The following is a 20,709-nucleotide window of genomic DNA, read 5'->3' on the forward strand; positions in this document are numbered from 1 at the left end:
CAGGGACAAAAAATCACAAATTCAGGCAACCAGTCGCCGAAAAAACAGGGATGACTGGTTGCCTTTTTTGAGTTATAAACTGCATTATAAGGGAACTGGAATCTTGAATATTCCTTTAATTACTATACTTTTTCAAAGCATCTGCCATATCCAATTTATATTGATCTACTTTTTTTAAATTATCGATAGTTGCTACAACCATTTGGAAAAGATACTCAGATGTTCCTCCTAATTTTAGATTGTTACGTATTAAATTCATTACAATGTCCAAAACGATTGATGACGGAATGAGGACATCTGTAAGTCTAAACGTATGAGAAAAGGATTGTGACCCTAAAGGCCATGGTAAGTCAATCGAAAAAGAAACCGGCACTTTAATATCCAATTTGAAATTTTTCATATTTAAACCTTTTTCAAGTTGATTCTGGATCTCCCCAAAAATATAATCGTTAAAAATCTCAGAAAATTTTGTAAAAGTAAAGTCAGAAACGTCTCGGCAAAGATCCACGAGCTTACGAGGATTGAACTTGATTTCTTTCACTGTCATAACAACAGGAGGGATGATTGCTTCTTGAATTATAGCTTCGACTGCTCCTCTTAACCCTTTGAAAAATTCATCTTTTACTTTACCGGCACCGATTAGAGAAAAAATGTTAAACGTTAATACGTCAGCGGCTTTTTCAGCGATTTCCATTACCGGTTCAATCAGTTCTTTCATTAGTTTTTCTTGCATCAGCTTAGTTATGAAATCGGTAATAGTATTTAATATCTTGGCTATTTCATTTAGCCAGTGTTCGATTATGGCGAGTAGTTCATCGATCAAGGCTTGAAACAACGCTGGAATCAGTTTTAGAGCGAATTGAATCATATGATCAGTTAAATGATTTATCAATATTTTGGCTATTGCTTCTATTTCAGCCATTTGAGGCATCCACATCGGATCGCTTTGCAAATGGTTGGCGAAGTCCACGGCGTTACCTTTTATTGGAGTAAATATGTTTAGAGCATTTTCAAAAAGCTGTTCTTGTGCTTCAGGTGTCAAAGGCGCTACCATTTCCGCAATAATTTTAACAGCTGCCTCCAACGGTTTCTTTAAAATATCTTGAGCTCCAAGTGGTCCAAGAACATTTGCAGCCTGACCTGCAGCTTCGCGAAGAAGACCCTCGATTTGTTCATTAACTGAAGTCTGAATTCCGTCCATGACATGAATAACGCTTCTTCCAAGCATTGTGAGTAATACGCTGGATAATGCTTCTTGCATAGTTTTTATGTCAAAATTTTGAAATCCATTAACGATCTCTGGAATCAGAACATCAGAAGTCAGTTGTATGCAGGGAATCAGGGCTTGCTCAAACAGTATCTTAATCTCTTCCTCGCCAGCCAAAGTGTTCGAGATTGCAGTTTTTCTAGCACTTATTTCCGTATCCACATAATGATCGAAAGCTTGGTTTATGGCTCCAAGTGTTGATCTAAAAGAGTTTTCCCCTGTAGTCAAAGGAAATGAGGGACTAAATAAGAACTTCATTGCTTCTTGGGCAGTTCCTGAAACGGCAGGTTTCAGAATTGCTGCTATCTCCCGAACGCTATCTACATGTTGAATGGCAATCGTCAAAGGTTTATCAAGTAGAAATGAAAGAAGATCCCCCTGGTTCAAATTTGTGTCAGACGGACGGTTCAAATCTGTATTAATTGCACTTTTGACAGCGGGAGGAGGTTGGTAAGACAATTGTGCCGTAAAAGTAGGCATGGTTGCTTTATCTGCAGCTTGCACTGCAAGGGGGAGCAACAAAGCTGATACCCACAAAGCAGAAATACTTCGGACAAACTCCTTCTTAAGCTGCTCGTTTTGGATTAATGCTGATAATGAATCTAAACGAACAAAGATTTCATGGTTATCCGGCACTAACTGAAAAGAATTAAAACCTTTCAGGGTTTGAATGACTTCTGTGGTTTGTTCAGCTGGTAAAGAAGCAAGGCCAAGTAAACGAAGGATCTCTTCCTTAAAGAACACATTCATAGTCAAGAAGAACAACGATTGGAATTGCCCCCCAATAAATGTAAGAACGGTTTGCGCTAGTTTTTCGGTATTGCTCCCGGTACCTTCATTTAATTGTCTACTGACCTCATAGGCTGATTTCACTCCTATCCTCAGCATAGTACCGAGCATTAATGCTTGTTCCTGCTGTGTGTCAATAGCTTTATTAACAATGCCCTCAATTAAGCCGTTCCCATAACGATTGACCAGTTTTGCAGGATCGGGGAATTTAAAATTGATGCCACCTCTATAGCCACCCCCCGCAATAAATCCCATTCCCGCCTCATAGACAAATTGGAATCCAGATTCCCCTAGAGTAGCTGTCTTATGTAAATTACCAAGCATAACAAAATTGGCATACGCCATAAAACCAACCGCAAATTGGGCATACAAATAACCTTCGAGCTCTGATTCTTCTAACAATAGCTCAATCAATTCACCGGATAAACCATTTCCTGACGGTTTATTCTTCAGGATTTTCAATAACTCTTTAACGGTCATATTCATGCTTAATCCAGCCGCTACCGCCGCTTTAAGAACGGCTTGAAGTCGACCGGCTAGCCCGGCTTCGTCGAATAGATCCAGGGGCGTTTGTATCTGTACTTGGAGAAGAAGTGAAACTTCGGCACTCCCCAATATTTTTAATTCAGCCCATTTATTTAATAAATTATTGATTTGTGCCATAGCCTGTGCGCCTAACTTATAGTTCATTCCTCTTCTCAAGCTACCCTGGCCCGCAACTAAGGTCTGTCCCTGAATATTTCCCCAGTTTTGAGTTGTTGTACTTTGTTGAAAGATCTGCTGATCTTGATTCAGTGGCAATCTAACACCTCCATATTTACGTTGTTTTAGTATTAAGTAATATGGGCTATGAACTCATTTGATAACTTTTATGGAAAAATTTGCTTGGACAAAAACGAAAACTTCTCATGAAACTTTTCATCCAATAACATTATTTCTGCTTTTCTGCTGATAGCTTGGTTTCCAAACTTAACATCAATGATAAATTCATCACTCAGCATCTGCCGATACCGGGATATAATCTCTTCTTCCATCAATTCTCCCATTGACTTCGTTTCGGCCGGGATTACAGGGATTCCAGCTTGCTCTACCAAGTGAAGATTTTGTTTGATATCTGTAGCTACTTTGCTAAGAATGCTTTCACTTATTGCTGTCTCAATATCTACCATTCCTTCATTCGTATAAAAATGCTTGTTGACTGCTGCGAGTGCAGCATGTGAAACATGAAATGCTTGAATATCTTTTTGTATTTCATAATGCATTTCAGCTGTTTCGAATATCAAAGCAAGCTCCTTAACTCTTTCGGTCGTTTGTCCATTTATTTCACCAAAATAAGTTTTGGAACCAAATTGAGCGTATAAAATATCCTCTTTAATGTCTCCACCTGCACCAGGGAAACCTGGAAGTAACCGATCACCTACGATCTCTAGCCAGGAATTATAACCAATAGTGTTGGTCAGTGTAATTATTGTTTTGCTCTGATTATTTTTGATCGCAGACAGGGCAGATTCTGCCTGATCATATCGTACAGGAACAAAGATAAAATCATAGATGTCATCATCTGCAAGCTTTTCGACCGTCTTAATGGATAGTTGCTTTATCCTTCCGTTGTCGTTGTATCTCAAACCCTTCCGCTTAAGTTCATCCAGCCTTTTTCCCCGAGCCAGTAAAGTGACGTCAAACCCCGATTGTGCAAATCTAAGAGCGTATAAACTGCCAATCACACCAGCCCCAAAAATTAGAAGTCTATTTTGTTTTATGTTCACTATTATCATTCCTTCCGACTAACTAGTCACTGATTGTTTAAGCAACATCTGTTTGATAAGATAATAGTATGGCAAGTTTATGCTTACAACCGTCAGTGTAAGAAAAGAGTTGCATAGACAACAAATTCCGATAATTGATGTTTTAGAAAGGGGATATTCAGATGGTACATCAAGAAGATCCGAGAGTAATACGGACTCGCCTGTTAATAAGAGAAGCTTTCAGAAATCTTTTACAGACTAAAGGATTTGATTCAATGACAATAAAAGATATCTCACAGAAAGCTACGATAAACCGGGCTACTTTTTATGCTCATTATGAAGATAAATATGCTTTACTCAATGAATTTACAGAACAGTCTTTTCATCAAATGATTCCTGAACAAGTAATAAATGCACGGGAGTTTTCAGATGAAATATGTAACCAGCTGATCTTGTTGACTCATCAGTACATCGTTGATTTTTATCAGAAATGCAGAATGGATTCCAAATCCATTGCTAAGGTGGTGGATGAGAAAGTGAAAAATATGCTGCAGCAAATCATTGAAAACATATTTCTGAGAGGGGATAAATACGATATTGCAGACCGCCAACATACAAAGATCATTTCAGCAATGACAGGTTCAGCGATCTATGGCGCTGCATTTTCTTGGTTAATTGAGGGGGAGGCTGATCAGACCGATTTACTTGTGGACATTGTTCGTCCTTATGTAATGAGTGGCCTGGGACTCTTGATAAGATAGAATAGGAGCGCTTACAAGTATTACTCTCGGGACAAATCCCACGAACATTAAAATTTAATCACTTCGCCAAGATTATTAGAAAGGTGGAACCTATGGTTGATTTTGACTGGTCATTTTGGGAGACGGTATTACTATATTTCATGCTCATTTTTTTCGAATCACCAGTAGGTATAATTATCGTAATTATTTTTGTTATTATTTTTATTATGTTTATAGTTGATAAAATCAAGAGAAAAAGAACAAAGAAAAAACAATGATTAACTTAGCTTTGATATCCATGATTTATATGTGAAAATTTAAATAAAAAGGATCATATTGTACATATCGCACATATTTAATCAGTCATCGAATCCTTAATTGCAAATATCCACGAAAACTAACGCTTCGGACCATTCCGAAGCGTTAATTTTTGTATGCGCAAGTTATGTTTCGTCATCTACCGCATGCCTAAATCCAGAAAATAATAATTTTCAAATTAACTATTTTAAATTTTATGAAAATGATATAAGATAGTGTAACAAATGAAACGATACGTATCGTACTATAATTACATCCTTTTAATAACTTAAATAACATCTAGGAGGTGAAATGAATATGAACGTGAAAAACAAAGAACCTCGAAGTAAAAAAGAGATTCTTACTGCAACACTTGAAATGTTAGAATCCAACAGTTATTCATCTTTAACGATTGAGGCGATTGCAGCACAAGCTGGAGTAGGCAAAACAACCATCTATAGATGGTGGGAAAATAAAGCGCGTCTTGTACTGGACGCTTTTCTAATGACCGTAGAATCAGAGTTTGAATTTGATAGTAATAAATCCATTCAGGATAACTTCAAACAACAGCTTGAAGCTTTAGCTCGTATCCTCAATAGCAAAATCGGGAAATCCACTTTAACTATAGTTACAGAGAGCGAAGAAATCGCGAAAGATTTTTACGTATTGTTTTTAATGACAAAAAGAAATGAAGCCAAACAATTACTCCAAGCAGCCATAGATATGGGAGAATTGAAACCAGCAATCAACCTGGATATAACTTTAGATCTGCTTTATGGTCCCATATACTTTCAAATTCTCATCTATAAACAAATTCCGGATGCGGATTACATAAACGATTTGTTGATCCATGTCTTGGAAGGCATCAATATTGCAAATTAATAGTAAACCGGGGGATATTTACTTTATGAATCAGACGATAGACGTTCAGAATTACAATAAGAACTATTCATTAATGACGATTATTTTATTTTGGTGTGGATTAGTTATTTTAACTAGCATGTATATTACAATTCCATTATCCGAAGTATTTTCACATGCCTTTCAGATTAGCTCGAGTGAGGCGGCTTGGATTGGGAGTTCATTTTCTCTTTGTTATGCTCTGGGCTGTCTTTTGTATGGACCTTTTTCAGACAGATATGGACGTAAAGTATTTTTAGTAGCCAGCATTATTGGGTTAACCGTAGTTACGCTTGCATTAGGATTTGTGGATAGTTTTTACGGGCTTATTATGCTCAGAGGAGTGCAAGGCCTAGTGGCTGCTGCTTTTGCACCTATTGCGCTAGTGTATGCAGGGGAGATGTTCCCGCCTCATAAAAGACTAACAGCCGTCGGATTTATAAGCTCAGGACTGTTAATGGCAGGTATAGTAGGCCAGGTTTTTAGTGGGATTGTTAACGAAGCTCTTGGCTGGCGTGCTATTTTCTTTATTTTGGGAATTGTGTATGGTATTACTTCAGTGATAGTAATGAGGTTCCTTCCTAAAGATGAAATGCTAAGACCGAAAGAAAATGTTCTGCGGAAGTTTAAACAAATGACAATTCTGCTAAAACAATCACAATTGCTTTTGGCTTTTGCGATAACCTTTATGCTTCTATTAACTTTAGTTGGCATGTACACCGTTTTGGGAAGTTATTTAAGCTCAGCTAAGTTTGGTCTTTCCTCACAGGATATCCTTTATATTCGTGCATTTGGAATCGCGGGGATGCTTTTATCACCCTTTTCCGGAAGAATTGCTCAAAAACTTGGAATGGCCGCTGTTCTAAGGGGAGGCTTAGCTTTAGCTGCAATTGGGTTGCTTGCTCTAGGTTTTAGTACGAACCTGCCACTTCTTGTCCTAATGAGCGTTGTATTTGTGGCTGGTATCGCGCTGGTAACTCCCGTTATCATCTCAATCGTCAGTCAATTAGGGGGAAATGCAAGAGGGTCTGCGATTTCATTCAATGCATTTATTCTATTCCTAGGCGCTAGCACAGGCCCGATATTAGCTTTGAAATTACTAAAAACAGAAAATTATTCGTTATCCTTTACTATATTAGGTTCTATTCTTTTATTAGGTTTTTTAATCTCTCTTTTTCTTAGATTATCGGCTAGGGTTCCAGTAGTGAAAAATGAACGGGCTGCTACTTTACCCACAGAGTGATAGGAATGAATAAAGAAACGGAGATTTGCATTGTTGGTGGTGGACCTTCTGGTCTCTTTCTAGGGCTGCTGTTAGCCAAAAACGGAATTAGAGTTACCGTACTGGAAAGTCAAACAAGCTTTAATCGCAAGTTCAGAGGAGAAGTTCTTCAGCCTCGATTTGTAAGGCTCATGAAAGAGTTGAATCTGGAGCAGCGTCTTGAAAAGTATGAGCATATAAAATTATTTAATGCTGAAATATGGAATAATAAGAAATATATCACTCAAATTGATTATGAAAAAGAAATGCCGGAGGCACCTTACGCAATTAAAATAAAACAATCCGTCCTGTTAACTTTTCTTTATGATCTGGCAAAGGATTTTAGTAATTTCGAGCTCATTTTTAACGCAAAGGTCACTTCAACTATTAAAAGTGCAAATCGAACAGTCGGAGTAAACGCCTTAGTAGATGGACAAATGACTGCGATCCATGCTTCTTTAGTAGTCGGAGCGGATGGACGGATGTCGACGGTTAGGAAGACAAGCGATTTTTCTTTTAAGTATAAAAAAGAAGATTTTGATTTAATCTGGTGCAAAATATCGACTAATGAGTTCAAGCTAAATCAAAAACTCCTTTTCAGATTGTCTGATTTTAGTAACTTCATAGGGCTTCCTTATTCCTCTGATTGTGTGCAGATAGGTTTTACAATGAGGAAAGACCAATGGAATTCCATAAAAAGCAAAGGCATCGAACCATTAAAGCTTGAATTCATAAAGGCCTTTCCTGAGCTTAAAGAAGACATTGAAAAGATCATTGATTTCAAATCGTTTGTTTCTATCCAATCAGAGACTTTCATGGTGGACAATTGGCATAATAAGGGTTGTATTCTAATCGGTGATTCTGCACATTGTTCCTCACCACTCGGAGCTATCGGATTGTCCTTGGCTTTTGAAACAGCGCTGGTCGCTGCTGAACTTATTGTTGCATCAAAATTAGAGCCAAATCATGAATACAAGTGTTTAGATCGTTTGCAGCCCATTCGTAATCGGGAAATTCGTTTTGTGCATTTTGCTCAACAGTTGATAATCAGCATGGCCGTTAAATCCCCTAAAGGGGTTAAAAAATTCTCGCTAGCCTGCATGAAACTGATGGGAAATAGCAGGATCGCAAGATATTTAATGCGGAGATTCTTTTTGGGGAGTCCTAAAATAACGGTTGATAATGCCTTCAAATTTTAACGCAGCCTCATTCCTAAGTAGAGTTCATTGGGAATGAGGTTATTTTAATTTGCTGAAACGCAAAGAATTTGTATAGAAAACGCTTTCTATCCATTGTAAAATACAGGTTGAGGTGTAATTACAAAAAAGGATGGAAATCCCATGCGGATCAAATTTAATATTTTTCAGAAAATGTTAGTGTTGTTGCTGATTCTGCTAACTCCGGTCGTGGCGCTGTACTATTATTCTACCTCTAAGAGCATCAACGTCATACAGGAGGAGCTTATCAAAGCCAGCCTGAACCGGATGGAGCTCTTCGTGGCACAACTGGATGCCAGCATTGAGAAGTTCGACTTAGTCTCCGCACCTATGCTCGTTGACACGAACGTGCTGGAATACCTTTACAACCTCAATATGAGCGATTATTCCCTAATGAAGACAAGGCTGCTGATCCAAGAGAAGCTGTCGCTGGCCAGCGCATCGGGCAACTGGCGCAATGACGTGACCGTCTATTTCCCGCAACGAGACGATAGTATTTCTTCTTCCCCCTCCTATGAATATGACCTTAAAGAGTTTGATAGCCGATTTTCGCTAGGGTGGAGCTACAGCGAAGATTTGGAGATTGGCTCCGGTTTTACTCGAACTTATGTCACTACGGGTTACAAACCAGCCCGTCCGGACGATCTGGATGTTGCCGTTCGCATTAACCTCTACAAGTGGAGCTTTGAAAATTTGCTTGATACCTACAAATCTGGTCACTCTGACAACCCGTTTTTTTACAAAGAAGGACATGCCATCATCGCCAGCCGATCCGCAGATGGGTCCAAGATGGACCAAATTATCGCGGAATTAGGCGACAGGATCAATAGCCGGAATTCAAGTTTTTTAATTCATTCCTTCGACGGCAGGCCTTATCTGATTACCTATTATTATTCCAATATTCTTGAGTGGCATCTCGTCGATTCTGTTCCACTTAACCAGATTATCGGACCTATCAAGCAACAGAGGTTATTATTTGGAGCTTCTTCGATTATTTTGCTCCTATCCTGTATTACCGCCGCGTCTGCTTTGTACTGGAACGTACATCGACCTATCTTCCAACTTGTGCGTGCGGTGCAGAGGATTAAGGAAGGCGATTACGCGTACCGGCTACCGAAGAAATCAAACAATGAATTCACGTTCCTGATGCAGAACTTTAACGAGATGGCGACGCAGATCCAAGATCTCATCGAGAATGTCCTACAATCGCGTATCCTTGCGCGTGATGCCACGCTAAAACAGCTACAAGCCCAGATCCATCCTCATTTTCTGTACAATTGTTTGGGTTTCATCATTAATATGACCAAGATGGGAAAGAATCGGGCTGTTATAGACATGGCGTATCATTTGGCCGACTATTACCGGTATACGACGCGAATGGATAATCAAGGAGTCAGCCTGGGTGAAGAACTGGCGTTCGTGCGCATTCACCTCGAGATTCTTCGGCTTCGCAATGAGACGCTGTCCTACAGCATCGAACTGCCTGAAGAGTTGGCGGAGCTGCGAATTCCCCGGCTTCTTATCCAACCAATCGTGGAGAATGCGATCGTGCATGGACTTGAGAACGTCGAATATCCAGGCCGGGTTGAAATTAGAGTTTACGTCAATGAAGACCAATTGCACTTGGAAGTGGAGGATAACGGAAAAGGATTAAATAAAGAACGGATGGACCAACTGCAAATGGAGCTTCATATTCCGGCCAGCGAATATGCAGGCTGCGGTCTTTGGAACGTATATCAAAGACTGCAAGGCAACTTCGGTTCAGACGCTCAAATTGAGTTTTGCCCGTCCAGACTGGGTGGTCTAAACGTGAGGCTGATTTGGAGACAGGGGATGAAAGAAGAAACGAAGGAGGAAGAGCATTGAATAGCCTGCTTGTAGTTGATGACGAGAAACATTATGCGGACAGTCTGGCAGATACGATTCCATGGGCGACACTTGGTATCTCCCGCGTTTGGAAGGCATACAGCGCGAGCGAGGCACTTGCTCTGATAGACTCCTTCCCCATTGATATCCTTATGACGGATATCCGTATGCCGCGCATGAACGGCCTGGAACTGATCGAACAGGCCAGGCTTCGTATTCCAGGGCTGAAGTGCCTGCTGCTCACAGGTTATGCGGACTTCGATTACGCCCGAAAAGCGATTGAGCTGCAAGCGCTCGATTACCTGATGAAGCCCGCGAAGGACGAGCAGTTACTTACGGCAATGGGCCGGATCATTAAACAGCTTGAGCAGGAGCGATCAATCGAACAGGGCTTCCGTATCTACCGAGACAATAGTGCAGAACTGAAAGCAGGGTTGTTGCTCAAAGTACTCAGCGGAAATCTGAATGGCAAGGTTCTTGCAGAGAAGTTAAAGCTGTTTGACCTGCCTCTTCCGATACCAGGTCACGTCTCAATGTGCCTTGTCCGGTTGGGTTCCCCTTTCGACGGACAAGATCTCTATTCGCAGTCACTGATCAGGTTCGCGGTAACAAACATGCTGGAAGAATTGCTGATGGACCGCTATGACTGCTGGTCGGCAGCGGATGATGAAGGAAACCTGCTCGCTCTGGTATACGACCTATCAGGAGCACCACCTGATCCGGAATGGGTGCTTGAGCGGATAGAGCGATTAAAGCAAGAAGTACAGCGTTTGCTTAAAGGTGAAATTTCTGTAGGGGAAACCGACTGTCTATTCCCGGAAGAACTGCAAGCTAGTTATATGACAGCTAAATCACGATTGGATAGTGACAGTTTTTCGGGTGGACAGGTGCCAGAGCGGAATGAAGAGGAAGCGCGTCTTATGCGCAAGCTCTATGAAACGCCTCTGCTGACACATCTTTTGGAAACGGAGCAATGGGAAGCGGCGGAAGCTAAGATCCGAGCGTTCGTGTCACCGCTTATGCATACGGGTTCACCTTACCTCATGCGCGACGTCTTTTTCTTTCTCTCCAATGCCTTCCAGTATATCGCGAATCGCAGTGGCAGGACGCTGGCCCAAATGCTCACTCCTGAGCAATCGGCTTTCGTTAAAGGAAAAGCAATGCTGCACGCGTCGCAGCTGGAAAGCTGGGCGCTCGACTTACTACGCACACTTCGCGATAAGCTAGGGGAGGAGACCGAGGACCACAGCCAGGTGATCGTCCGGAAGACGCAACTCTACATCCAGAAGGAGCTGGACAAGGACTTGTCACTTACTTTGCTGGCCAAACGCGTCTTCGTACATCCTAACCATCTGTCAAAAATCTTTAAGCAGTGCACAGGCACTACCGTATCCCAATATATTTACGAGCAGCGTATGCTCAAAGCCTGCGAGATGCTCAAGCATACAAATAATAAAATCTACCATATTGGTGAAAGCATTGGCTATCCCAATACTAACTGGTTTATTCGGAAATTCCGTGACTATTATCAGGTGACGCCCCAGGAATTCAGGGACAGATACCGATCGGGAATGGAGGGATTGGGCCGGTGAAGAAGCAAAAAAGAAAGGCCATCTTTCTATGGGCAGTTCTGAGCGGAGTGCTGCTAGTTTCCGGCTGTTTAAGTAGCACAGGGAAAACGGCACAGAACAGTATATCCAATGGGGAAAAGAAGCCGGTATGGGACTTTAAATACGATCCGCCTATAACGATCACAACAGGAATCGTAGACGAGAATCGGCCTAACGCATTCAAGCCAGATGAAAGCCTTACAGACAACGTGCATACCCGCTGGATGGAAGATAATCTGGGAATCGTCACGAAGTTTGATTGGATTGTCAGCAAGTTCGAAGATGCAGATACCAAAATTCGGCTCGCGCTGGCTGTGAATGGCAAGCTGCCGGACACCCTTAGCGCTGAAGGAGACATCCTGAAGTATCTGCTCAAAGCCGACAAGTTGCTTCCGCTGGATGATGCCATCGAGAAGTATGCTCATCCTAAGCTAAAAGAAGCGCTGGAGAAGTACGCTTATACCATGGCAGAAGTGACCAAAGACGGCAAGATATATGGACTTCCCCGTTTTAGTGCAGGAGATGAGGGAACGGTCATGTGGATCCGTAAGGATTGGCTTGAGAAACTGTCGCTGAACCCGCCTACGACGATAAGTGAGTTGGAGAACGTGCTGAAGGCATTTTCTGAACAAGATCCTAATGGGAATGGCGAAGATGACGAAGTTGGTCTATCGGTTCCGCTGAAGGAAGGTCCCTGGAGCTGGATGGGGCAGACAGATGCGATTTCCGGAGCTTTTTCAAGGCAGATGATTAGCACGTCTGACATCAAACTGTTCTGGAATGAAGACGAGAAGGGCAGCTTGATCTTTGGCGCCGTACACCCGGATGCTAAGAAATACCTGGAAACGATGGCATCCTGGATGGCGAAGGGCTATATGGACAGGGATGCAGGCATGCAGGACCCGAGCCAAGCGTCCGAACTGGCGGTTAACGGAATGGCCGGTGTCATGTTCGGCCCGTTTTGGATGGGAGCCTGGCCGCTCGGCGATACAGTGAAGGTCGATCCCGAAGCGGCTTGGCAGGCTTACCCCCTTCCTGCCGGACCAGATGGGTTAAAGGGCAAGGCACAAAAGCCGTTGTACGGTATCTACACGGTGTTCAGCAAGGATTTCACGAATATGGAAGCCTGGTTCGCTTATTATAACAAGTTGCTTGCCAAAAATTTCGGCCCGGATGACCCGTACTTCGATCCCCGATTCGCACAAGGGTTTCACGAAGGTTACGATTATGTGATCATGAACGACAAGGTCATTACTGTCAATTTCGCCACTGAAGGCGTGCCGAATGATAAGTGGCCGCTTGCGGACGGGTCTTCAATGGATATGCGCTGGATGCTCTATCCGCTGACAGGTGGCGCTCCAGCCTTGCCTTATATGAATGCGGATGCAATCAGAAAATTATCTGAAAATTCGGAAGCCATAGTGACGACGCCGATCGAACAAGCCATTAAAGGTTTGAATTCGGCTCAGCTTACGGCGGCTGGGGTGGCGATTGCCGAGCAGGGACTCGAAATCCCAAACCGATACCACGGACCTTTAACGGACGGGATGGAGAAACACGGAGTGTTCCTGCAGAAACTCGCAACGGAGAGTTATCTGAGCATCATTTATGGCGAGAAGCCGATCTCCTACTTTGATGAGTTCGTAGCCCAATTTTACAAGAATGGCGGCGACGTAATCACGAGAGAAGTAAATAATTGGTACATGGAAAACAAGCCATAATATTGTGGCTTGTTTTCTTCTATGTTCCTTTATTTCTTCTATATAACAGGATTAACTTCGTGAATTAAAATGATTTTATTAGAAAGCGTTTTCAAAAAAAGAGGTGATGGTATACGAAGTTAATCATAGAGTAACTCTCACTAACTAAGTGTAAACTTTCGAACTGATTTTTGTATGAAGCGGAGCGAAGCAGTTTATGCTCACAAAACTTTTTAGGAGGAGAGGTAATGAGGAAAAAAGTAAGCGTGTTTCTGGCATTAACTATGTTTGTGGCTATCTTTTTTTCAAATCCGATCAAGACTAATGCGGCAACCCCCGAAGCGCCTGCAGGGTGGAGAGACTTACTAGATTACCAAATATTCAGTAATATATCCGACGGTTGGGCAGGAGATAGCGGGTTTGGATTGGAGACGGAGAACAGCAAGCTTCCCATTGATTCTACAGCAATGTACAATGGATTGCCTTCATTATTGTTGAATGCGAAGACGCCTACCAGTCCTTCCTGGTACAACGCTTTAATTACGGTTGCCGGCTGGAAAGCATATGACTTTACCTCTTATCATCCAAATGGATTCCTTGAGTTTAATATCAAAGGAAATGCGGGCGGAGAGTCCTTTTTACTGGGCTTCAAAGACCGGGTATTCGAAAGAGCTGCCGGCAATGAAATTACCACTACAGTAAACATTAACAACTACGTCAACATTACTACAAGTTGGACCCATGTGAAGATCCCGTTAAAGGATCTAATTCAGGTCTCCCAAGGAATTGATGTATCTTCCATAGATGCATTATCCATCAAGAATAATGGTTTTCAACCTTTAAAAGTGTGGCTTAATGACATTAGGGTTACGTCTCCCGATAAGGAGAAAGAGTACGCCCCCATCAAGGTCAATCAATTAGGGTATCCCGTAGATGGAGTAAAGCAAGCGCTTGTAACCGGTTTTGAGGATGTGCTCACGGTCGATGCAGGTACTACGTTTAACATTATTAACGCCACAAATAATTCGACAGCTTACTCCGGAACGCTTGTACTCACCAAAAATTATGATGCTATCGATAGCGGGGAGCGTATTTTTACCGCCGATTTCACAAATTTAACGATTCCGGGAAAATATTATGTTTCAGTGCAGGGTCTTCAGAATTCGCCCAAGTTCACTATCGGCGAAGCTAACGAAATCTATGAACCCTTTTTAAATGACGTAACAAGATACTTCTATTACCAGAGAACCGGGATTAATATTACCAGCCCATACACTCAAAATTATCAAAGAACAGATTTTACCCCTGACACCGCAGTGCCTTTAATGTCTAACCCTTCCATCAAAAAAGATGTTTCCAAGGGATGGTACGATGCGGGTGATAAAGGCAAGTACGTTAACGCAGGAGCCAAAGCCTTGTCGGATCTCTTCTGGGCCTATGAAATGATGCCGGAGAAATTTACAGACAATCAATTTAATATTCCTGAGAGCGGAAACGGCATTCCCGACATCCTGGATGAGGCAAGGTGGGAACTGGAATGGATGCTCAAAATGCAGGATGCTGCAACTGGCGGTTTCTATGCTCGAGTGACCTTTCAGGATGATGACAATATGGTAGACAGAGAAATTATCGATAAGGATACGGTAAGCTCGCGGACTGATATCAAAACGACCGCCGATACAGCTACCGCAGCCGGTGTATTGGCACATGCCTACTTAATTTATCAGAATATTGATCCGGCTTTTGCCCAAAGTTGCTTGGATGCGGCAATAGACGCATGGGGGTACCTGGAAGCACATCCGGAAAATATTCGGACGCCTAACACGGGCAGATGGCCTTACGATGTGACGGATGACGCTTCGAATCGTCTGTGGGCTGCAGGCTCCCTGTACCGATCGACCGGCGATGCCGAATACAATGATTATTTCCTGGCGAATTACACCGATATGGGAATATTTTTTGAGGATACCCTTGATTTCGCCAGTGGTTGGGCAAACACCTGGAATACAGGCTTCTTCAGTTATCTGAAAGCCGCTAATCCGGACTCCGGAGTCTTAAGCTGGTATTCGGATAAATTCCAGCAATGGTTCAATGACAAAGTGAGCAGATATAACGATAGCCCTTGGAAAAGCATCATAAAAGATGGTAACTACTATTGGGGAATCACCATGCAGGTTGCGGACACACCGATGGAAATGATCATCGGTACGAAGTTACTGGGAACTTTTGAGAGCAACCGCGCTATCATTAATGAGATTAACAATAGTCAGTTAGACTGGATTCTTGGCCAGAACCCGGTGGGCGTATCTTTTGTATCAGGTTACGGCGATAACAGCGTGAAATATCCGTTCAGCATCATGTATAGAACAGATGGATTACCTGGTGTACCTAAGGGATATCTTGTCGGAGGACCGAATAAATACTCCAACGACATAACCGTAGGAAACCAGATATCAAGATTTGCAGCCAAAAACTATACCGATAACTTCCAAGAATGGACTACAAATGAACATACCGTTTATTGGAATTCAGGGTTGGTATTCATTGCCGCATTCGCAACCGGAAATAGCAGTAACTCGACCATTAGTCCAACGACTGCTGCCTTTGATAAGAAAACAGCAAATCAAGCTGATATTCCGGTGACTCTAACGTTGAACGGCAACACGCTCACCGACATTAAGAACGGTACGACATCTCTCGTTGTGGACACGGACTATACCGTTTCGGGCAACACGGTCACTCTACACAAGAGCTATCTCGCGCAGCAGCCAATCGGCAAGGCGAACCTCACTTTCCTGTTTAACGCCGGTTCATCTGCTACGCTATCCGTTGCTGTGAACGATTCGTCGGTTATTAACTCGGCGATCAGTCCGATGACCGCTGCCTTTGACAAGCAAACCGCGAATCAGACCGACATTCCGGTGACCTTGACGCTGAACGATAACACACTCATCGGCATTAATAATGGCACGACTGCCCTAGTTGCTGGTACGGACTACACCGTATCAGGCACGACAGTGACGATTCAGAAGGCATATCTGGCTGCCCAACCGGTGGGAACAACGACGCTGACGTTCAACTTTAGCGCAGGAGCAAGTGCGAATCTTGAGGTCTCCGTGGTCGATACCCCCACTGCCGAAAGTGGTTCTATCAAAGTGCAGCAGTACAATTCTCCTGTTACGGCAACGAGCAATTCGTTGAGCCCTCGGATAAAGCTGAAGAACACCGGTACCACGGCCATCAATCTGTCCGACGTGAAGCTTCATTATTATTACACGATCGATGGGGAGAAGGACCAGAATTTCTGGTGCGATTGGTCCACTGTCGGCAGTAGCAACGTAACTGGCGCCTTCGTCAAGTTGCCGGCTCCTTTGACAGGAGCTGATCATTATCTGGAAATCGGCTTTACGAGCGGAGCCGGAAGTTTGGCAGCTGGAGCCAGCATTGAGCTTCAGATCCGCATGAACAAGACCGATTGGACGAACTATACGCAGACGGGAGATTACTCCTTCGATCCGACCGATTCGACTTACACCGATTGGAGCCATACAACTGGCTATATCGCAGGCGCTCTTCAGTGGGGAACAGAACCTCAATAAGTAACGTCACAATTGACGTTACGGCTCAATAGTGAAAACCTGAACTCCCCATTACCGCCTAAACAACGGTGTGGGGAGTGTGTAAGACAGTGAAAGGAGTGCAACAACTCTATTGAAAGCTATGCCGCTTCCTACAAATAGGAAACCAATACGTACTGTACGTAATTTTTCCATCGTGAAGAATCTTCGTACTTACTGGATGTTCTACGCAATGATGCTGCCGGGAATCGTTCTGCTTGTAATAAATAACTACATCCCTTTGTTCGGGATCGTTATTGCTTTTAAAACAATCAATTACCAGGACGGAATCCTGGGAAGCCCATGGACAGGGATGAAGAATTTCGAATATCTGTTTGCCTCGAAGGATTCGTACATCATCATTCGCAACACATTGCTTTATAATTCGCTGTTTATTGTATTGAACATGGCGCTTCCTCTAGGGTTCGCCTTGATGCTTAACGAGATGAAGAACCGCTTCCTCTCGAAGCTACACCAAACGATCATGTTCCTGCCATACTTCCTGTCGATGATCGTCATCTCGTACTTAGTGTATGGGTTCATGAGCGACGAGCGAGGATACTTCAACGGCACGTTGCTGCCGGCGCTTGGTCTTGATTCCGTACGCTGGTACTTCACGAAAGAAGTGTGGCCGATCGTTTTGCCGATCATTAACACGTGGAAAAACATGGGGTACTACACGGTTGTGTACATGGCAGCAATCATTGGTATCGACGAGGAGTACTACGAAGCCGCGACAATTGATGGGGCAAACAAGTGGCAGCAGATCAAGAAAATCACGATTCCCTTGATCATGCCTGTCCTCACGATTATGACTTTGCTGCAGGTTGGCCGGATCTTCAATGCCGACTTTGGTCTATTCTTCCAAGTGCCACGTGAATCGGGGGCATTGTTCCCTGTGACAAACGTTATCGATACCTATGTCTACCGCACCTTCCTGACCGTTGGGGATATCGGACTTTCCTCAGCAGCAGGCCTGTTCCAATCAGTCGTTGGTTTCATCTTGGTTTTTGTATCTAATTGGGTCGTTCGCCGCTTTAACCGCGAGAACGCGCTGTTCTAAGAGAGGAGCCCTTATGACCAATACAATGAGTAAATCCTTATCTGGGTCCAATCCAAAGAATCAGCTGTCGGGATGGGCGTCAACCCTCATCAACATCTTCTTTGTCATCTATTCGGCGCTCTGTATCCTACCGCTTTTGCTGATTCTTTCGGTATCGTTCTCCGATGAGCAGTCCGTTATGACACACGGATATCGATTTATGCCCGAAAATTTCAATCTGGCGGCCTATCGATTCCTAATGAAAGATATCAGTCAAATCGTTCATTCCTATGGAATCTCACTAACCGTCACGGTGATAGGTACGATACTAAGTGTCATCATAATAGCTCTGTATGCGTACCCCATTTCACGGAATAATTTTCCGCAGGCAAAGTATTTTACATTTTTTGTTTTTCTAACGATGCTGATTTCCGGCGGCTTAGTCCCTTGGTACTTGGTATACGTACAGATGCTGGAATTAAAAGATACACTTTGGGCACTGATCATGCCGCTGATCATGTCCGCATTCTGGGTACTGATCATGCGCACTTTCTTTAAGGAGACCGTACCTGAAGCTGTGCTGGAGTCAGCAAAAATAGATGGGGCAGGGGAGCTACGGATATTTATCCGAATTGTATTGCCATTATCTCTGCCGGTTCTGGCAACCGTTGCACTGTTCCAAACACTGACATACTGGAACGACTGGTTCCTAAGCCTAATGTTTATTACAGACAACCACAATATATCCGTGCAGTACTTTCTTTACAAGATGATGGTCAACATCCAGTACTTATCCAGTAACCCGAACGCGATGGCTGAAATTACCCGAGCTGGCGGAATGATCAACTTCCCAAGTGAAACCGTGCGTATGGCGATGGTGGTTGTAGGTGTTGGACCTATCGTATTTGCTTACCCGTTCTTCCAGAAATACTTTATCAGAGGCCTGACAGTAGGCTCCGTTAAAGGCTAAGATTGCCGATCACTTACGTGGGCACGGAAACGGCTAAAACCAGTATATGGTTTAGCATATCATTTTATTTTATGGGGGGATTACTTGAAAATGAAGGATACGAAAAGCAAGGCTTCACTGCTTCTCACACTGATGCTTATTTCAGCATTAGCCACTACGGCTTGCGGCAATTCAAACAACTCGAACAACGCTACACCAGATAATGCCGGAAAAGAAAGCGCCGCACCGAGCTCATCAGCGAACTCAACCACCGATAACACATCCAATGAGCCCTCGAAGCTGGAGCCTTATAAAATAAAGCTGGTCTACGAAGGAGCTCCACAGGCGGACGAGGCTATCGTCGAGGAAGCGCTGAACAAGATCTTGACCGAAAAAATCAACGCGACGGTAGATATCGCACCAATCGATTGGGGAGCATGGGATGATAAGACTAACCTCATCATCGCTTCTCGAGAGCCCGTAGACATTCTATTTACAGCCTCATGGAACGGGTATGCAAAGAACGTTGCCAAAGGTGCTTACTTAGATCTCGGTCCCTTGCTCGATCAGTATGGCCAGGGCATTAAGGATAGCTTGGATCCAGCTTTTCTCGATGGCTCCAAAATCGGCGGCAAAAATTATGCAGTCCCTACGAATAAAGAATTGGCATCGTCAGGGGGCATTGTTTACCGGAAGGACATTGCCGATGAACTCGGCATTGACATGAGTAAAGTGCAAAAGATCGAAGATTTAGATGCCGTTTATAAGATCGTTAAAGAGAAGAAGCCAACCATGTATCCGCTGTATACAACGGGTGGCACGTTCGCCTCTCACTCCTTTGTGGAATTGGATTTTTTAGGTGATACGACGATACCTGGCGCTATCGATAAGAATGGCACGGAAGCGACAGTCAAACCGGCCGAAGAGTATCCACAATACTTAAATGCATTAAAAGTAACCCGTGATTTCTTCCAGAAGGGGTATCTTAACAAAGATGCGGCCACTTCCCAAACGTCATCCCTTGATGCTTATAAGACGGGCAATGTATTTTCCACTGTAGAGCCTCTTAAGCCAGGCAAAGCAGAAGAAATCGCATCCGCGACAGGACTTGATGGCAAGCTTGCACAAATTACTTTAACAGGTAAAACGGTCGCCACATCGGAGACTACCGGCGCCATGTTAGCCATCTCATCAACGTCTAAGAACCCGGAACGCGCCATGATGCTGATAAACCTGCTTCATACAGATCAAGAAATTATTAATCTGCTTAACTTCGGTATTGAAGGTACACACTTTACACTTAATGGTAATGTTATGACGCAGACGGAGAAGTCAGGACAGTACGCACCGGGCGTCGCTTGGGAGCTGGGAAATCAATTCCTGAACTATGTCTGGAGTTCGGAAGCTCCAGACAAGTGGGAGCAGTTCAAAAAGTTTAACGAAGGCGCTAAATCATCGCCGGCACTGGGCTTCACCTTTGACAGCGAGCCAGTCAAATCCGAAGTCGGAGCACTAGCAAACGTTCTAAGAGAATATCAAAAGATGCTTGAGACCGGCTCGGTTGATCTGGACAAAGAATTGCCGAAATTTATCGCCGCCCAAAAATCGGCCGGCCTAGATAAAGTCATTGCTGAAAAGCAAAAACAGCTTGATGAATTCCTTGCCAGTAGATGATATGTGTTCATAGCAAATAAAGGACCTACTCATTG

At 43.4% G+C, this 20,709-nt stretch carries 13 protein-coding genes; 11 read left to right on the top strand and 2 right to left on the bottom strand.

Annotation, left to right across the window (positions count from 1 at the left end; all coding sequences use genetic code 11):
- Positions 1 to 115: 115 nt before the first annotated feature.
- Complete coding sequence (locus MHH46_RS15975) at positions 116 to 2,857, bottom strand: hypothetical protein (protein WP_076190328.1); 2,742 nt, start codon at positions 2,855 to 2,857, stop codon at positions 116 to 118.
- A 68-nt stretch (positions 2,858 to 2,925) separates the two neighbouring features.
- Positions 2,926 to 3,822: a ketopantoate reductase family protein gene (locus tag MHH46_RS15980; protein ID WP_076190327.1), complete on the bottom strand. Its 897-nt coding sequence runs from the start codon at positions 3,820 to 3,822 to the stop codon at positions 2,926 to 2,928.
- Between the two features lie 161 nt (positions 3,823 to 3,983).
- Between MHH46_RS15980 and MHH46_RS15985 the strand changes: the two genes are divergently transcribed.
- The 11 genes from MHH46_RS15985 (at position 3,984) to MHH46_RS16035 (ending at position 20,674) form a co-directional block, all read left to right on the top strand.
- On the top strand, positions 3,984 to 4,562 hold the full coding sequence (locus tag MHH46_RS15985; protein ID WP_076190326.1) for a TetR/AcrR family transcriptional regulator: 579 nt from the start codon (positions 3,984 to 3,986) through the stop codon (positions 4,560 to 4,562).
- A gap of 594 nt (positions 4,563 to 5,156) precedes the next feature.
- Positions 5,157 to 5,720, top strand: a complete 564-nt coding sequence (locus MHH46_RS15990; RefSeq protein ID WP_076190325.1) for a TetR/AcrR family transcriptional regulator — start codon at positions 5,157 to 5,159, stop codon at positions 5,718 to 5,720.
- Positions 5,721 to 5,793: 73 nt separating this feature from the next.
- Positions 5,794 to 6,981 (top strand): MFS transporter, encoded by a 1,188-nt coding sequence (locus MHH46_RS15995; RefSeq protein WP_254848961.1) that lies wholly within the window; start codon positions 5,794 to 5,796, stop codon positions 6,979 to 6,981.
- Positions 6,982 to 6,986: 5 nt separating this feature from the next.
- Entirely contained in the window at positions 6,987 to 8,198 is a 1,212-nt protein-coding gene (locus MHH46_RS16000; RefSeq protein WP_076190324.1) for an FAD-dependent monooxygenase, read from the top strand.
- Positions 8,199 to 8,339: 141 nt separating this feature from the next.
- The gene (locus MHH46_RS16005) at positions 8,340 to 10,082 is read left to right on the top strand and encodes a histidine kinase (RefSeq protein ID WP_076190323.1); all 1,743 of its coding nucleotides are present in this window, start codon (positions 8,340 to 8,342) and stop codon (positions 10,080 to 10,082) included.
- A complete protein-coding gene (locus tag MHH46_RS16010; protein WP_081387763.1) occupies positions 9,998 to 11,674 on the top strand; it encodes a response regulator in 1,677 nt (558 codons plus the stop codon). The genes MHH46_RS16005 and MHH46_RS16010 overlap by 85 nt, the downstream gene beginning before the upstream one ends.
- Complete coding sequence (locus tag MHH46_RS16015; RefSeq protein WP_076190321.1) at positions 11,671 to 13,413, top strand: extracellular solute-binding protein; 1,743 nt, start codon at positions 11,671 to 11,673, stop codon at positions 13,411 to 13,413. The genes MHH46_RS16010 and MHH46_RS16015 overlap by 4 nt, the downstream gene beginning before the upstream one ends.
- A gap of 227 nt (positions 13,414 to 13,640) precedes the next feature.
- Positions 13,641 to 16,991 carry a glycoside hydrolase family 9 protein gene (locus MHH46_RS16020; protein WP_076190320.1) on the top strand — a complete coding sequence of 1,117 codons (3,351 nt, stop codon included), beginning with the start codon at positions 13,641 to 13,643 and terminating at the stop codon, positions 16,989 to 16,991.
- A 175-nt stretch (positions 16,992 to 17,166) separates the two neighbouring features.
- Positions 17,167 to 18,072, top strand: coding sequence for a sugar ABC transporter permease (locus tag MHH46_RS16025; protein ID WP_305953568.1), 906 nt, complete (start codon positions 17,167 to 17,169; stop codon positions 18,070 to 18,072).
- Positions 18,073 to 18,085: 13 nt separating this feature from the next.
- Positions 18,086 to 19,021 (top strand): carbohydrate ABC transporter permease, encoded by a 936-nt coding sequence (locus MHH46_RS16030; protein WP_081383287.1) that lies wholly within the window; start codon positions 18,086 to 18,088, stop codon positions 19,019 to 19,021.
- Between the two features lie 90 nt (positions 19,022 to 19,111).
- Complete coding sequence (locus MHH46_RS16035) at positions 19,112 to 20,674, top strand: ABC transporter substrate-binding protein (protein ID WP_076130604.1); 1,563 nt, start codon at positions 19,112 to 19,114, stop codon at positions 20,672 to 20,674.
- The last annotated feature ends 35 nt before the right edge of the window (positions 20,675 to 20,709 follow it).

It is taken from the genome of Paenibacillus sp. FSL H8-0175 (assembly GCF_045040615.1).
Lineage (GTDB): Bacteria > Bacillota > Bacilli > Paenibacillales > Paenibacillaceae > Paenibacillus_AQ > Paenibacillus_AQ odorifer.

What these genes read in the sequence shown, in the direction of transcription:
- MHH46_RS15985 (WP_076190326.1), top strand. Translation starts at nt 3,984, where the DNA reads ATGGTACATCAAGAAGATCCGAGAGTAATACGGACTCGCCTGTTAATA.
- MHH46_RS15990 (WP_076190325.1), top strand. Translation starts at nt 5,157, where the DNA reads ATGAACGTGAAAAACAAAGAACCTCGAAGTAAAAAAGAGATTCTTACT.
- MHH46_RS15995 (WP_254848961.1), top strand. Translation starts at nt 5,794, where the DNA reads ATGACGATTATTTTATTTTGGTGTGGATTAGTTATTTTAACTAGCATG.
- MHH46_RS16000 (WP_076190324.1), top strand. Translation starts at nt 6,987, where the DNA reads ATGAATAAAGAAACGGAGATTTGCATTGTTGGTGGTGGACCTTCTGGT.
- MHH46_RS16005 (WP_076190323.1), top strand. Translation starts at nt 8,340, where the DNA reads ATGCGGATCAAATTTAATATTTTTCAGAAAATGTTAGTGTTGTTGCTG.
- MHH46_RS16020 (WP_076190320.1), top strand. Translation starts at nt 13,641, where the DNA reads ATGAGGAAAAAAGTAAGCGTGTTTCTGGCATTAACTATGTTTGTGGCT.
- MHH46_RS16030 (WP_081383287.1), top strand. Translation starts at nt 18,086, where the DNA reads ATGACCAATACAATGAGTAAATCCTTATCTGGGTCCAATCCAAAGAAT.
- MHH46_RS16035 (WP_076130604.1), top strand. Translation starts at nt 19,112, where the DNA reads ATGAAGGATACGAAAAGCAAGGCTTCACTGCTTCTCACACTGATGCTT.